Consider the following 13,601-nt stretch of genomic DNA (forward strand, 5'->3'; position numbering starts at 1 on the left):
AGGGACGGATCATATATTCGTTAAGGAATAAGAAGATATTTATTAATTCCTTAAAAGCATATGTAACGAAAGACAAAAAAAGGGCCGCTCCCTGCCTTAAAGGAACGACCCTGATAAATAGTGTTGAAGCAAAGATTAAACGCAGTGTGTTACAGATGTGCGACGACGTTTCACGTTGCAGGAACCGAACGGCTGCCCGGATCAAGCGAGTCCAGAATGACCGGTTCAGCGTTCTGCGGCACTTCACGCGCGACGCTCCACACCACGATGGCTGCAAAGATGTCGAAAATTGCCAGCACCACGAACAATGGGCTGTAGCCGATCTTGGTCACCAGAACACCGAACACCATAGTAAAAGCGGCTGCGCCCAGAAAGCCGAACATCCCGCCCATGCCAGTAGCGGTGGCCACTTCGTTTTTGCCGAACGAGTCTGACGTGATGGAGTACAAGGCGCCCGACAGGGTCTGGTGGGCGAAACCACCGACGCACAGCAAGGCGATAGCCGTGTAAGGGCTTTCAACCAGACCGATGCACGCCGGGCCGATCATGCACGAGCAACCGAACAGCATGACCATCTTGCGTGACGTGAACAGCGAGACCTTGCAGTACTTGTGAAACAGCGGGCTGAGGTAGCCGCCCAGCACACAGCCGATGTCGGCAGCCAGAAACGGCAGCCAGGCGAACATCGCGACCTCTTTGATGTTCATGTGACGTTCAGTCATCAGGTACAGCGGTATCCAGGCATTGAAGGTCTGCCAGGCCGGCTCGGACAGGATGCGGGCCGAAGCAATGGCGTAGAAATTGCGGTTCTTGAACAGCTTTTTCCAGCTGCCTTTTTGAGAAGGTGCATCCTTGAGGCGTGATTCCTGCCCACTGAGAATGTAGTCACGCTCGGTATCGCTCAGGCGCTTCTGGTCCCGCGGGTGCTTGTACAGCAGCAGCCACAGGCCGCTCCAGGCAATACCCAGACCGCCGACGATCAGGAATGCCAATTCCCAGCCGCTTTGCAGAATGGCCCAGACCACCAGCGGCGGGGCGAGCAACGCGCCGATCGACGAACCGATGTTGAACCAGCCGATGGCAACCGAACGTTCTTTTGCAGGAAACCATTCTGTGGTGGCTTTTACGCCCGCAGGCAAGCCTGCCGCTTCGGTCAGGCCGAGCATGCCACGAAAGATCGCCAGGCTTTGCCAGCCGGTAGCAAACGCTGCGGCGGCGCAAGCCGCTGACCAGGCCACGGCAAAAATGGCGAAGCCCATCTTGGTGCCGATGGCGTCAATGATGTAGCCCGCAACAGGCTGCATCAGTGCATAGCACAACTGCCAGGCGACCACGATGTGGGCGTACTGCTCAGTGGAAATGCTCAACTCACTCATGAGCGTAGGGGCTGCGACCGACAACGTGTTGCGCGCGAGGTAATTGACGATCAGGCCGGCTGTGACCAGCCCCACCATCCACCACCGTATGCCTTTGATTTTCATCTCTTCACCCTGCTTATTCTTAGATTGGCGATGAGCGTCCCGAGGCCGAAACCGAGGGGCGGCTGGCTTTTATGTAACTTCAAGTTACTGAGTTTGACCGGGATATTTTTTGGCAGCTTTCCCGAAGACCTGCGAAACAGGGGTCTTTTTCGAGCGGGAGAGCATTTCCTGGATACGGAAATCAATGGATTTCATGCGCTTTGTTACTCTTTGAATTATTTTTATGGTTGTAATTTTATGAAAGCCGTACGTTGTCGTACAACATGGCGCATTTATAGTCATTTGCCAGCATCGTGTCAAATGCCAAAAATGAGAATGACCAATGATTAAAAGCGCTCAGGCGCTTATAGAGATGTGGCCGAGCCAGCAGGGTTATACGATGACCAGGCAGTCATATTTCCCGGCCAGACAGGAGGCGGACGAAAGCACTGCACCCTGCGTCATTAACGGTTGCGAATGCGCCACCCAGGTCATCCAATCAGGCAGGACTTGCACAAACGTCATAAATACTTACATTCTCTGGCTGCGGCTTCAGGCAAAGGATCTGCCCTTTGATGCCCTGTCGGCATACGTCCGACGCTGAACACCCACCCGAGACAGGAAAGGTCGCCCCCATGCCCGAGCCAAGCAGCCTCGCCAGTTGGACCCGCGCCCTGCGCAAGCAACTTGACGCTCTGGATCTGGACAGCGCGCAACTGTGCCAGGCTGCCGGCGTCGATCCGCTGCTGCTCAATGACCCAACGGCACAGATTCCGGCAAGCATTACCGCACACCTCTGGCAACTGGCACTGAATGCCAGCCGAGATCCCACACTGGGCCTGCGTGTATCGCGCTTCGTCAGCCCCACCACCTTCCACGCGTTGGGCTATACGCTGGTAGCCAGTGGCTCGCTGCGCGAGGTCTTCGAACGTATCGTGCGCTACCACTTGATGGCAGAAGATTCGCTGGAGCTGGATTTCAGACCGGCTGGCGAGCGTTACGAGTTTCGCTTCCACGCACCGGCACACTGCCGAACATCAACGCATGAAATCATGGATGCTTTTGCGGCCATTTATGTGCGCACCTGCAGGAACCGCCTGGGCAGGAACTACGCCCCGGTGGCGATCCATCTGCAGCGTCACGAGCCTGAAAACCCGCAACCGTGGCACGACCTGTTTCGTGCTCCGCTGTTTTTTTCGGCGCCGGAAAACCTGCTGGAATTTGCCTGCGATGACTTTGACTGCCATCTGGATGACGGGCCGATACAACTCGATGAACAGGCCTCCGGTAACGAGCCTTCCACGTCATTGATCTGGGAGCAGCGCGTACGCTCGGCCATCGAAACCCTGCTGCCCGAAGGCGAACCCTCTGCAGAAATCATCGCCGAGGCGTTGCACCTCAGCACGCGCAGCCTGCAACGGCACTTGGCCGATGAAGGCTGTCGCTACGATCTGCTGCTCAACCAGTGCCGTCAGAATCTGGCGCTGCTGCACATGAGCGATCCGCAAAGCTCCCTGAGTGAAGTGGCGTATCTGTTGGGCTTCACAGATACCGAAACCCTGAGTCGCGCATTCAAGCGCTGGACCGGTCTGACACCCGTACAGTACAGGAATGAACTGAGGCGCTGAGCACGCAGCCAGTCCACATCAGACCACAGCCTTGGCTTTGGAGAAATTCGCCACTTTGCGCAATTTTTCCACGTCGAAAACTTCCAGTCGCCCTTCCCCGAGACGCACGATCTTGCGCTCATGAAACTCGGTGAGCACTTCAAGCAGGGCCGAAGAAGAGAGTTGCGGCGCAGAGGACGATTGAATCTCATCAAGCGCGACCAGGCGACGTGCGTGGCTCAAATGACCGTACCCTTCGCACAACAGCAACAGCCGCCATGCCACCCACGCCCTGGCGGGCAACTGTTGCAGCTTCTCCGCGCTCAGTAATGGCAGGCCGAGTTTCTGACTGAGCAGGCTGGCGAACCAGCGCCAGTAGTCCGGGCAACTGTCGAGCAGTTCAAGCAGTACCGCCTGAGGGATGTGCAGGAAGATAGTCTGATCGAGCGACCAGACATCGAACCTGCGCGGCGCACCGTCGAACAACGACACTTCGCCAAACCAGTAAGGCGGCCGAACCTCCTCCAGGCGCGGCGTCAGGCGCTGTTCCTGAATACCGCCAAGACGTACGCGGCCCTCCAGCAGCACATAAAGGCCGCACGGCGCGTCGTCTTTTTCGAACAATAATTTGCCGGGCGTCTTGCGCCTCTGGCGAGCTGCGCCCAGCAGGCTATCCTGCAAACCGGCAGGCAGATTGGAAAACCAGTAGTCAGAGAGCAACCTTGACCGCCATAACACTCCATTTGTCATGTTTGCCCCTTTTTATTTCAGGCGTTCATGTTGCATAACGATACGGTGGCTCAACCCGAACATCGTCTCAGGCAGGAATAATAATGAAAAACCTTGTCGACCATCTTAGCCAATATGCTTCCTACCACCGGGATTCACGCAATATCGTGACCCACTTCGTAGGTATTCCGCTGATTGTGCTGGCTGTGGCGGTACTTTTGTCTCGTCCTGGCTGGATGATGGGTGGCTTCTGGGTGTCTCCGGCTGCGCTGGTCGCACTGGCTTCGACGATCTTTTATTTGCGGCTGGACCGAATGCTCGGCGTAGTGATGGCGGCGCTCCTGGGGCTGTGCATCTGGGCAGGCGCCAATCTTGCTCAACAGACGACGATGGTCTGGCTGAGCGCAGGGGTAGCTCTGTTCGTGATCGGCTGGATTATCCAGTTCATCGGCCACTATTACGAAGGCCGCAAGCCTGCGTTTATCGATGACGTGACGGGCCTGATCATCGGGCCGTTGTTCGTGGTCGCGGAACTCGCCTTCCTGATGGGCATGCTCAAACCCTTGCAGCACGCCATCGAAGAGCGCTCCGGCCCGGTAGGCAAGAATACCCGCAAAGCGGCGGTATAGCGGGTTCGGCGAGCGGTGCGTCTTTAGCAGATGCACCGCCTGTCTGCAAAAGGGCCTGGATTCAGGCCCTCGCACACTCAGAGCTTCTGCCAGACCTTAGGTTTGAAGAACAGCGTCTCGCCCTTGGCCAGGCCCACCAGGCTGTCGTGATCCTTGACCACTTCTGCCTCGATCAACTCCCCTTGCCCTTCCACTTTGAGCGTCACACGCGTGGTCGCACCCAATGGGCGGATGTCGCGTACTTCCGCGGCGTGGTGATCTTCCAGTTCCTGGCGCGACAACGACACCTCGTGCGGGCGGAACAGCACATGGCCCTCATCCCCCACGCTAAGCCGATTCGAGTCACCCAGAAAGTGATAGACGAAGTCATTGGACGGATTCTCGTACACCTCGCCCGGCGAACCGATCTGCTCAATCACGCCTTTGTTCATGACCACGATCCGGTCCGCCACCTCCATGGCTTCTTCCTGATCGTGAGTCACGAAGACCGACGTCAGGTTGATGTCTTCGTGCAGGCGCGCCAGCCAGCGACGCAGCTCTTTGCGGACCTTGGCGTCCAGCGCGCCGAACGGCTCATCGAGCAGCAGCACCTTGGGCTCCACCGCCAGCGCGCGGGCCAGAGCAATCCGCTGACGCTGACCACCGGACAACTGCTCCGGGTAGCGGTCGGCCAGCCAGTCCAACTGCACCATGTTCAACAGCTCATGGACTTTCTCGGCGATGCGGGTTTCGTTCGGGCGCTCGCGCCTGGGTTTCATGCGCAGGCCGAACGCCACGTTATCGAACACCGTCATGTGCCGGAACAGTGCGTAATGCTGGAACACGAAACCGACATTGCGATCACGCACGTCATGGCCGGAAACGTCTTCTCCATGGAAAACGATACTGCCGGCATCCGGAGTTTCCAGACCGGCAATGATACGCAGCAGCGTGGTCTTGCCGCAGCCTGACGGGCCCAGCAAGGCAACCAGCTCGCCACTCTGGATGTCCAGACTGATGCTGTTCAGGGCCTTGAAGGCGTTGAAATTCTTGCTGACGTTACGGACTTCGATCGACATGATTATTCCTCCGCCGCACTTTGGCGCAGACGGTTAATACGGGATTCGCTCCACTGCTTGAGCAGCAGGATGAACAGCGCAAGGATCAGCAATAGGCTCGCCACCGCGAAGGCTGCGACGTGGTTGTACTCGTTGTAGAGGATCTCGACGTGCAATGGCAGTGTGTTGGTGACGCCACGGATGTGACCGGACACCACCGACACCGCGCCAAACTCGCCCATCGCACGGGCAGTACACAGAACCACGCCGTAAATCAGACCCCACTTGATGTTGGGCACCGTGACGTGCCAGAACATTTGCCAGCCGTTGGCGCCCAGCAGCCGCGCCGCCTCTTCTTCCTGCGTACCCTGCTCCTGCATCAGCGGGATCAGCTCGCGCGCCACAAAGGGGACGGTGACAAAAATAGTCGCCAGCACAATGCCCGGCAGTGCGAATACGATCTGGATGTCGTGATCCTGAAGCCACGGGCCGAACAACCCCTGAGCGCCGAACATCAGTACGTAGACCAGACCCGCAATGACCGGCGACACCGAAAATGGCAGGTCGATCAGCGTGACCAGAATGCTTTTGCCACGGAACGAGTATTTACTCACGCACCACGCGGCGCTGACGCCGAACACCAGGTTGAGTGGCACCGAGATCAAGACGGCAATCACCGTCAGCTTGAGTGCCGACAGTGCATCCGGCTCAAGAATTGCCGTGAAGAATGCACCCAGGCCGTTTTTCAGTCCCTGAGAAACCACGATAAACAGCGGCAACCCCAGAAACGCGATGAACACCAGCCAGCACAGGCCGATCAGGATACGACGCGACACCGCGCTGCCACGACGGGCAGCATTGGCGGAGGCAGCGGCTGAAACAGATGAATAGGACATGCTCTGCGCCTCCTCAGGATGGGGTTTCGATGCGTCGCTGCAGCAAGTTGATCAGCAGCAGCAAAATGAAGGAAACCACCAGCATCATCACGCCGATCGCCGTAGCCCCCGTGTAATCGTACTGGTCGAGCTTGACCATGATTAGCAGCGGCAGGATTTCGGTCTTCATCGGCATGTTGCCTGCGATAAAGATCACCGAGCCGTACTCACCGACGCCACGGGCGAACGCCAGGGCAAAACCGGTCAGCCAGGCAGGCAGCAACGCAGGAACGAGGATGTGGCGAAATACCTGCAACGGGCGCGCGCCCAGACAGGCAGCCGCTTCTTCGACTTCCTTGGGAATATCCGCCAGCACCGGTTGCACGGTGCGTACCACGAACGGCAGCGTGACGAACGTCAGTGCCAGCGTGATGCCCAGCGGGGTGTAAGCGATCTTGAAGCCCAGCTCGGTCGCGAACTGCCCAACCCAGCCATTGGGGGCATACAGCGCTGTCAAGGCAATACCGGCCACTGCGGTGGGCAGCGCGAACGGCAGGTCGATCATCGCATCAATGACCTTGCGTCCCGGAAAGGTATAACGCACCAGCACCCAGGCCAGCAGCGTACCGATCACACCATTGATAAGGGCCGCGTAGAACGCAGTACCAAAACTCAGCTTGAGGGCCGCAATCACGCGTGGTGCCGTGATGATGGTCCAGAACTGATCCCAGGTGAGCTGAGAGGCATGAATGAACATGGCCGCCAGCGGTATTAGCACAATCAGACTGAGGTACACCAAGGTGTAGCCCAGCGTCAGCCCGAAGCCGGGTATGACGGGGGAGATACGACGCGACATAAAAGTCCCTGGTTTCACGTGCACGAAGCCCGGACGTTCATCCGGGCTGCTTGACCAACAGTGCGATACCGCGCCGCGCGGTATCGTCATTGGGTTTATTGCGCTTGGTAAATCTGGTCGAACACACCGCCGTCATTGAAGAATTTCGGCTGCGCAGTTTTCCAGCCGCCAAAGTCTTTGTCGATAGTGACCAGCTGCAGTTTCGGGAATTGCTTCTCGTACTTGGCAGCCACTTCGGCATTACGTGGACGGTAGAAGTTCTTCGCCGCGATTTCCTGGCCTTCCTTGCTGTACAGGTGCTTGAGGTACTCGGTCGCGATTTCAGTGTTGCCTTTCTTCTCGGCATTTTTGTCGACGACAGCGACAGGTGGCTCGGCAAGAATAGACAACGAAGGCACGACGATGTCGAACTTGTCAGCGCCGCCATCTTCTTTCAGTGCAAGGAATGCTTCGTTTTCCCAGGCCAGCAACACATCACCCTGACCGTTGTTCACGAACGTGATGGTCGAACCGCGGGCGCCTGTGTCCAGAATCGGTACGTGCTTGAACAGAGTCTGTACGTATTCCTTGGCCTTGGCCTCGTCACCACCGCCAGCCTTCAGGCCATAAGCCCAGGCGGCGAGGAAGTTCCAGCGGGCACCGCCTGAGGTTTTAGGATTCGGCGTGATGACAGATACGTCTTTCTTGATCAGGTCGCCCCAGTCCTTGATGCCTTTCGGGTTGCCCTTGCGCACCAGAAACACGATGGTCGACGTGTAAGGGGTGCTGGCGTCCGGCAGGCGGGTCTGCCAGTTTTCAGGCAGGGTCTTGCCGAGCTTGGCGATTTCATCGATGTCACCGGCCAACGCCAGGGTCACGACGTCTGCGCGCAGACCATCGATCACGCCACGGGCCTGTTTGCCCGAGCCACCGTGGGACTGTTTGATCGTGACGGTGTCGTCCGGGTGAGCCTGTTTCCAGTGTTTGGCGAATTCTGCGTTGTAATCCTGATACAGCTCGCGCGTCGGGTCGTAGGACACGTTGAGCAGTTCATAATCCTTGGCGACTGCAGATCCTGCGAATACAGCACTGGCAAGTGCGGCCAGAGCAAAGCGGCGAATGGACATAGATGAAGCTCCTGGAGAATGCTGTGTGTTGGCTTTTTTTGATTCTTCTTCGCACGTCAGCGCGATGACCGCGCTGGCGCACTGACTATTGGCAGGGTGTATCAGGAGTCGAAACGAAGCCCTCCGGTTAACCAGTCGGGTGTGCTGTCAGCTCGGCTTGGCGCCGGAGTTCTGCAACCGGAATTTTTCCTTGCGCTCGATCTGGACCACTTGTGCGTTGTGCACAGTGATTTCAACAGCCCCAAAACGCAGGTCACGCAGCGCACTCTGAATCTCACGCAGAATTGCTGCTTCGTCCTGACCGTCAACACTACGTAGAGATGCGCTCATTATCTGATTCCTTGAAATAGGGGAGCCGGCCATCGCGACTGGGGGCGATGACGTGTGGCGGTAGGGCAATAATAATGAGGCGCGGATATTCTTAAAAAGACTATTTAAGAATGCAGATATAACCAAAGGAAATTACGGAGTTGAAACGTCCAACAAGATGCGCCTGATGCCTCGGCTGGCTTGGCGTTCAAGGCTGCTCAGGCGTTTTGAGCGGTGATGCGGCAGGGATAAGCACTTGCGTCCAATCGATCAATTCGGGAGGCATCGGTCGCGCGAACCAATACCCCTGACCCAGCTGACAGCCGTTGGCGAGCAGGAGCGAAGCCTGATCGACGTGCTCGATCCCTTCCGCCAGCACCTTCATGCCCATGCTGCTGGCGAGCGCGATAACTGCTCGCACAATGGCGATATCGTCATCATCTTCGGGCAGTCCGGCCACAAAGCCTTGATCGATTTTCAGCTTCTGCACCGGCATGCGCTTGAGCCGCAACAGCGACGAGTAGCCGGTACCGAAATCATCGATGGCCAGACTCAGGCCCAGCTCGCGCAGACGGTGAAGCTGTTCAATCGCCCGCTCGGGGTCTTCCATCACCGCGCTTTCAGTTACCTCCAGTTCGAGAAAAGCCGGATCAAGGCCGGTATCGCGCAGCACTTGGGCCACCTGACTGTGCAGATCGCCACGGCCGAACATCCGGCTGGACACGTTGACCGCGACAAAATCCGCCGCAAAACCCAAGGCCCGCCACTGCTGCATCTGGCGACACGCTGCCTCCAGCACCCAGGCGTCAATGTCGGCGATCAGACCGTTTTGCTCCGCAATCGGGATGAACTCGCCTGACGATACCATGCCGCGCGACGGATGCTGCCAGCGCACCAGCGCTTCCACCCCACACATGCGGCCATTGGAGAGATCATGAACCGGCTGATAGAAAACCCTCAGTTCCTGCTGCTGTATGGCTCGACGCAACTCACCGGCCAGCAATACCCGTTGCCTGGCATGGGCGGTCAGCTCTTCGGTGTACAGCGCATAGCGCTCCCGCCCTTCACTCTTGGCCTTGAACAGCGCCGAGTCTGCATTGCGCAGAAACTGCTCATCCGTCAGCGCATCGTCCGGGAACAGGCTGATACCTGCGCTTGCGGTGATGAACAGCTGATGCCCAGCGACTGAAAAAGGCGCTTTGAATACCTCGATCACCTGCTGCGCCAGCGCAGCCGCCTGGCCCATCTGCTGGCAGTTTTTGACCAGCAGGGCAAATTCGTCCCCACCCAGCCGCGCCAGCGTCATTTCGTCATCGAGCAGCCCCTTCAGCCGCTCGGCCACCATCTTGAGTACGTCATCACCCACGCTGTGGCCCAGACTGTCGTTGATGGTCTTGAAATGATCCAGATCGACCAGCAGCAATGCGCAACCGCGCTTGCTCGTCCGGGCAGAAGTCAGTGCCTGGCTGATCCTGTCCGTAAGCAACAGTCGATTGGGCAGGTCAGTCAACGCATCGTAATGCGCCAACCGAGCCAGCTCCTGCTCGGAGCGCCTGATCGCGCTGAGGTCGGAGAACACCGCGACGAAATGCTTGGGCTGGTCATCCTTGCCTTTGACGGCGCGAATCGTCTGCCACTGTGGATACACTTCCCCACTCTTGCGCCGATTCCAGATTTCGCCGCTCCACTGCCCGGCGCTGAGAATCGAACGGTACATCTGCCGATAGAACTCAGGGCCATGCCGACCGGACTTGAACTTGCTGGGGTTGACGCCCAGCACCTCATCGGGCTGATAACCGGTGATGCCCACAAATACACGATTGACGTGAACAATGTTGCCCTTCGCATCGCTGACCAGCACGCCTTCAAGGGTACTGTCGAAGACTGCCGCCGCAAGACGGAGCCGATCGGTGTCTTCCTGTTGCCGTTCAAGCAGAGCCTTGCCGCGCCTGTTCGTCATCAGCCGTTCACGTGCGACAAAGATCATGACCGCGCTCAGCAGCACCCACGCGTAACCGCCTATCTGCTGCCCCCGCGCCAACAGAGCCGGATCTTCGATGAATAAGGGCAGCCAGTGGTTGCACGCTGCTAGCCAAAGGATGGCCAGCAAGCCATACAGAATGGCCGCTCGCAGGGCGCATACAGTCGTTTGAGCCATCGGAAAACCAAAACCCTTATGAAATGAAAGGATTATAGAACAGGAAACATCCTGCGACTCTTATCTAAAAGGGTGACTGGTTTTCTGTGTGATGTCAGTGATAATGCGTGCTACTACTTATTTCTTCACGAGTGTCTTTACGAGGGCCAAACAGCCTATGTGGTACAACGGTTTGCTCGACCTTTCTGTCTGGCAGGTAATAGCAGTCACACTGGCCATGACCCATGTGACGATTGTCGGCGTCACGGTCTATCTGCACCGCTACTCTGCCCACCGTTCACTTGAATTGAACGCCGGGCTCAAGCACTTTTTCCGTTTCTGGCTGTGGCTCACCACTGCCCAGAACACCCGCGAGTGGACTGCCATCCACCGTAAACACCACGCAAAATGCGAAACCGTTGACGATCCGCACAGTCCGGTCGTGAAAGGCTTGTCGACCGTGCTGCGCAAAGGCGCCGAGCTGTATCGCGAAGAAGCCCAGAACCAGGACACCCTGCGTATCTACGGCAAGAACTGCCCGGAAGACTGGATCGAGCGCAACCTGTACTCGCGTTACAAAATGCTCGGTATCGCCCTGATGGCGGTTATCGACCTCGTGCTGTTCGGCGCGCTGGGCATCACCGTCTGGGCGATCCAGATGATGTGGATTCCATTCTGGGCGGCAGGCGTGGTGAACGGCCTCGGGCATGCGGTGGGCTATCGCAACTTCGAATGCCGTGATGCCGCGACCAATCTGGTGCCGTGGGGCATCGTGATCGGCGGCGAAGAGCTGCACAATAACCACCACACCTACCCCAATTCCGCCAAGCTGTCGGTCAAGCCGTGGGAATTCGACATGGGCTGGGCGTGGATCAAGCTGTTCAGTTTCCTGGGTCTGGCCAAGGTCCAGCGGGTCGCGCCTATTGCTCATCGAGTCGAAGGCAAGGGCCATCTGGACATGGACACCGCGATGGCGATCCTCAACAACCGGTTCCAGATCATGGCGCAGTATCGCAAGCTTGTGATCGGCCCGCTGGTTGCCCAGGAGCTTGCCAAGGCCGATGCATCGGTTCGCCACCAGTTCCACCGCGCCAAGCGCCTGCTGTCGCGCGAAACCAGCCTGCTGGATGACAAGCACCATCTGCGTATCCAGACCATGCTGGAACACAGCCATGCGCTGAAAGTGATCTACGAAAAACGCCTGGCGTTGCAGCAGATCTGGGTCAAGACCAGCAGTAACGGCCATGACATGTTGTCGGCGATAAAAGAGTGGATTCACGAAGCCGAAGCCAGTGGCATCCAGTCACTGCGCGACTTCGCAGACCAGCTCAAAACCTACTCGCTGCGCCCCGCACAAGCCTGACACCGTTGATCGGTGCGCCCGCTACGGGCGCACCGACACTTGAACTTCCCCGCGTAAATCCTATCTCACCAGCGTCCCCCATCCTCGATTGGGAGAGGCTGTGGCTGTATGCGCACGCCGCCTGAGATACCGTCCTATGGAAAAGCAAAACCTGACTGCTTCACCCAGCACCCCGATGACTGAAACACCCGCCGCCGCCGAAACATTGCTCGCCCTGATGCACGCTCAGGCAGAGGTCGCACGCCTGAGCGAACGCGAACAGCTGTTCAGCTCGTTGCTGGTGAGCGTGAACGCTGTTTTGTGGGCGTTTGACTGGGAAACCCAGCGCATGGTCTACGTCAGCCCCGCCTACGAGCGCATCTTTGGCCGCTCTGCCGGGCTGTTGCTGGCCGACTATGGCGAGTGGCGCGACAGCATCTATCCGGACGACCTGAACTACGCCGAGCGCAGCCTGGGCGAAGTGATTGAAAAAGGATCAATCGAGGACCGTGAATACCGGATCATCCGCGCCGACGGTGAGGTGCGCTGGCTCAGCGACAAATGCTTCGTCAGCCGCAACACCGATGCCGATCAGCGTCTGATCGTGGTGGGCATTGCCGAAGACATCACCGACAAAAAGCAGCTTGAAGACGAACTGCAACGTCTGGCCACCACTGACGTACTGACCCAGAGCAGCAACCGACGTCATTTTTTCGAATGCGCGCAGCGGGAGTTCGAGCTGGCACGGCTCAACGGCACGCCACTGGCGTTCCTGTTGCTGGACATCGATGACTTCAAGCTGGTGAACGACACCTACGGGCACCAGGAAGGCGACACCGTTCTGCAGCGCATCGCTGAAAGCGGGCGTTCAGCACTCAGACGAGGCGATCTGTTCGGCAGGATCGGCGGTGAAGAGTTTGCAGCGGTGTTCCCTGGCTGTGCGCCGGAGATGGCCATGCAGATCGCTGAGCGCTTGCAGCGCGAGATCCAGCGCCAGAACTTTCAGTGCGGCAGCAGTACGTTCAGCATCACCGCCAGCCAGGGCTTGACCAATCTGGGCCAGGACGACACCAGCCTGGAAGCCCTCTACGGGCGCGCTGACGCTGCGATGTATCAAGCCAAGCGCCAAGGCAAGAATCAGATCGTACTGGTCTGAAATCCGCCCTCAACGCCGCTCAAGCGACCCACGCATCCGCCCATCGCCTGAATCACGCCTCACTCGGCCCGATCAAACCGCCATTGGCGCGGTCATGGCCGGGTGATGCTCATAACCTTCCAGCGAGAAGTCGGACGGCTCGATCAGCTCCAGCCACTCTGGCTGGTAAACCCCAGTCTTGGCGAACTCGGGCACACGGTCGGAAATTACCAGTTTCGGCATCGGGAACGGCTCACGGGTGAGCTGTTCGTTGAGCATGTCCAGGTGGTTCTCGTAGACGTGGGCGTGGGCGTGGGCGTGGGCGTGGGCGTGGGCGTGGGCGTGGGCGTGGGCGTGGGCGTGGGCGTGGGCGTGGGCG

13 protein-coding genes are annotated in these 13,601 nt (G+C 58.2%); 4 read left to right on the forward strand and 9 right to left on the reverse strand.

What is annotated here, in order from left to right:
• Positions 1-170 precede the first annotated feature (170 nt).
• Positions 171-1,454, reverse strand: a complete 1,284-nt coding sequence (locus KDX37_RS20335) for an MFS transporter (protein WP_231654513.1) — start codon at positions 1,452-1,454, stop codon at positions 171-173.
• A 641-nt stretch (positions 1,455-2,095) separates the two neighbouring features.
• Here KDX37_RS20335 and KDX37_RS20340 point away from each other — a divergent pair.
• Positions 2,096-3,088, forward strand: a complete 993-nt coding sequence (locus KDX37_RS20340; protein WP_231654500.1) for an AraC family transcriptional regulator — start codon at positions 2,096-2,098, stop codon at positions 3,086-3,088.
• 18 nt (positions 3,089-3,106) lie between these two features.
• On the opposite strand, the gene KDX37_RS20345 is transcribed toward KDX37_RS20340, so the two are convergent.
• A complete protein-coding gene (locus KDX37_RS20345; protein ID WP_231654501.1) occupies positions 3,107-3,817 on the reverse strand; it encodes a Crp/Fnr family transcriptional regulator in 711 nt (236 codons plus the stop codon).
• Positions 3,818-3,900: 83 nt separating this feature from the next.
• Between KDX37_RS20345 and KDX37_RS20350 the strand changes: the two genes are divergently transcribed.
• On the forward strand, positions 3,901-4,425 hold the full coding sequence (locus tag KDX37_RS20350; RefSeq protein ID WP_231654502.1) for an Mpo1 family 2-hydroxy fatty acid dioxygenase: 525 nt from the start codon (positions 3,901-3,903) through the stop codon (positions 4,423-4,425).
• A 77-nt stretch (positions 4,426-4,502) separates the two neighbouring features.
• On the opposite strand, the gene KDX37_RS20355 is transcribed toward KDX37_RS20350, so the two are convergent.
• The 6 genes from KDX37_RS20355 to dibA form a co-directional block, all read right to left on the reverse strand.
• Positions 4,503-5,483, reverse strand: coding sequence for a sulfate/molybdate ABC transporter ATP-binding protein (locus tag KDX37_RS20355; RefSeq protein WP_231654503.1), 981 nt, complete (start codon positions 5,481-5,483; stop codon positions 4,503-4,505).
• Positions 5,484-5,485: 2 nt separating this feature from the next.
• Positions 5,486-6,358 carry a sulfate ABC transporter permease subunit CysW gene (gene cysW / locus KDX37_RS20360; RefSeq protein WP_231654504.1) on the reverse strand — a complete coding sequence of 291 codons (873 nt, stop codon included), beginning with the start codon at positions 6,356-6,358 and terminating at the stop codon, positions 5,486-5,488.
• A 13-nt stretch (positions 6,359-6,371) separates the two neighbouring features.
• A complete protein-coding gene (gene cysT / locus KDX37_RS20365; protein WP_231654505.1) occupies positions 6,372-7,193 on the reverse strand; it encodes a sulfate ABC transporter permease subunit CysT in 822 nt (273 codons plus the stop codon).
• Positions 7,194-7,288: 95 nt separating this feature from the next.
• Positions 7,289-8,299: a sulfate ABC transporter substrate-binding protein gene (locus tag KDX37_RS20370; protein WP_231654506.1), complete on the reverse strand. Its 1,011-nt coding sequence runs from the start codon at positions 8,297-8,299 to the stop codon at positions 7,289-7,291.
• A gap of 147 nt (positions 8,300-8,446) precedes the next feature.
• A complete protein-coding gene (gene oscA, locus KDX37_RS20375; protein ID WP_025258055.1) occupies positions 8,447-8,629 on the reverse strand; it encodes a sulfur starvation response protein OscA in 183 nt (60 codons plus the stop codon).
• 187 nt (positions 8,630-8,816) lie between these two features.
• On the reverse strand, positions 8,817-10,766 hold the full coding sequence (gene dibA / locus KDX37_RS20380; RefSeq protein ID WP_231654507.1) for a phosphodiesterase DibA: 1,950 nt from the start codon (positions 10,764-10,766) through the stop codon (positions 8,817-8,819).
• Positions 10,767-10,923: 157 nt separating this feature from the next.
• Here dibA and desA point away from each other — a divergent pair, with 157 nt between their 5' ends.
• Positions 10,924-12,108 (forward strand): delta-9 fatty acid desaturase DesA, encoded by a 1,185-nt coding sequence (gene desA, locus KDX37_RS20385; RefSeq protein WP_231654508.1) that lies wholly within the window; start codon positions 10,924-10,926, stop codon positions 12,106-12,108.
• A 136-nt stretch (positions 12,109-12,244) separates the two neighbouring features.
• A complete protein-coding gene (locus tag KDX37_RS20390; RefSeq protein ID WP_231654509.1) occupies positions 12,245-13,243 on the forward strand; it encodes a GGDEF domain-containing protein in 999 nt (332 codons plus the stop codon).
• Between the two features lie 72 nt (positions 13,244-13,315).
• Here the strand turns inward: KDX37_RS20390 and KDX37_RS20395 are convergent.
• Positions 13,316-13,601 (reverse strand): thymidylate synthase (locus KDX37_RS20395; protein ID WP_264759322.1); only part of this gene is annotated, 286 nt, incomplete at its 5' end.

This window comes from Pseudomonas californiensis (genome assembly GCF_021147775.1).
Classification (GTDB): Bacteria; Pseudomonadota; Gammaproteobacteria; order Pseudomonadales; family Pseudomonadaceae; genus Aquipseudomonas; species Aquipseudomonas californiensis.

What these genes read in the sequence shown, in the direction of transcription:
- KDX37_RS20355 (WP_231654503.1), bottom strand. Translation starts at nt 5,483, where the DNA reads ATGTCGATCGAAGTCCGTAACGTCAGCAAGAATTTCAACGCCTTCAAG.
- KDX37_RS20350 (WP_231654502.1), top strand. Translation starts at nt 3,901, where the DNA reads ATGAAAAACCTTGTCGACCATCTTAGCCAATATGCTTCCTACCACCGG.
- KDX37_RS20340 (WP_231654500.1), top strand. Translation starts at nt 2,096, where the DNA reads ATGCCCGAGCCAAGCAGCCTCGCCAGTTGGACCCGCGCCCTGCGCAAG.
- KDX37_RS20335 (WP_231654513.1), bottom strand. Translation starts at nt 1,454, where the DNA reads ATGGTGGGGCTGGTCACAGCCGGCCTGATCGTCAATTACCTCGCGCGC.
- oscA (WP_025258055.1), bottom strand. Translation starts at nt 8,629, where the DNA reads ATGAGCGCATCTCTACGTAGTGTTGACGGTCAGGACGAAGCAGCAATT.
- dibA (WP_231654507.1), bottom strand. Translation starts at nt 10,766, where the DNA reads ATGGCTCAAACGACTGTATGCGCCCTGCGAGCGGCCATTCTGTATGGC.
- desA (WP_231654508.1), top strand. Translation starts at nt 10,924, where the DNA reads ATGTGGTACAACGGTTTGCTCGACCTTTCTGTCTGGCAGGTAATAGCA.
- KDX37_RS20345 (WP_231654501.1), bottom strand. Translation starts at nt 3,817, where the DNA reads ATGACAAATGGAGTGTTATGGCGGTCAAGGTTGCTCTCTGACTACTGG.
- cysT (WP_231654505.1), bottom strand. Translation starts at nt 7,193, where the DNA reads ATGTCGCGTCGTATCTCCCCCGTCATACCCGGCTTCGGGCTGACGCTG.
- KDX37_RS20390 (WP_231654509.1), top strand. Translation starts at nt 12,245, where the DNA reads ATGGAAAAGCAAAACCTGACTGCTTCACCCAGCACCCCGATGACTGAA.
- KDX37_RS20370 (WP_231654506.1), bottom strand. Translation starts at nt 8,299, where the DNA reads ATGTCCATTCGCCGCTTTGCTCTGGCCGCACTTGCCAGTGCTGTATTC.
- cysW (WP_231654504.1), bottom strand. Translation starts at nt 6,358, where the DNA reads ATGTCCTATTCATCTGTTTCAGCCGCTGCCTCCGCCAATGCTGCCCGT.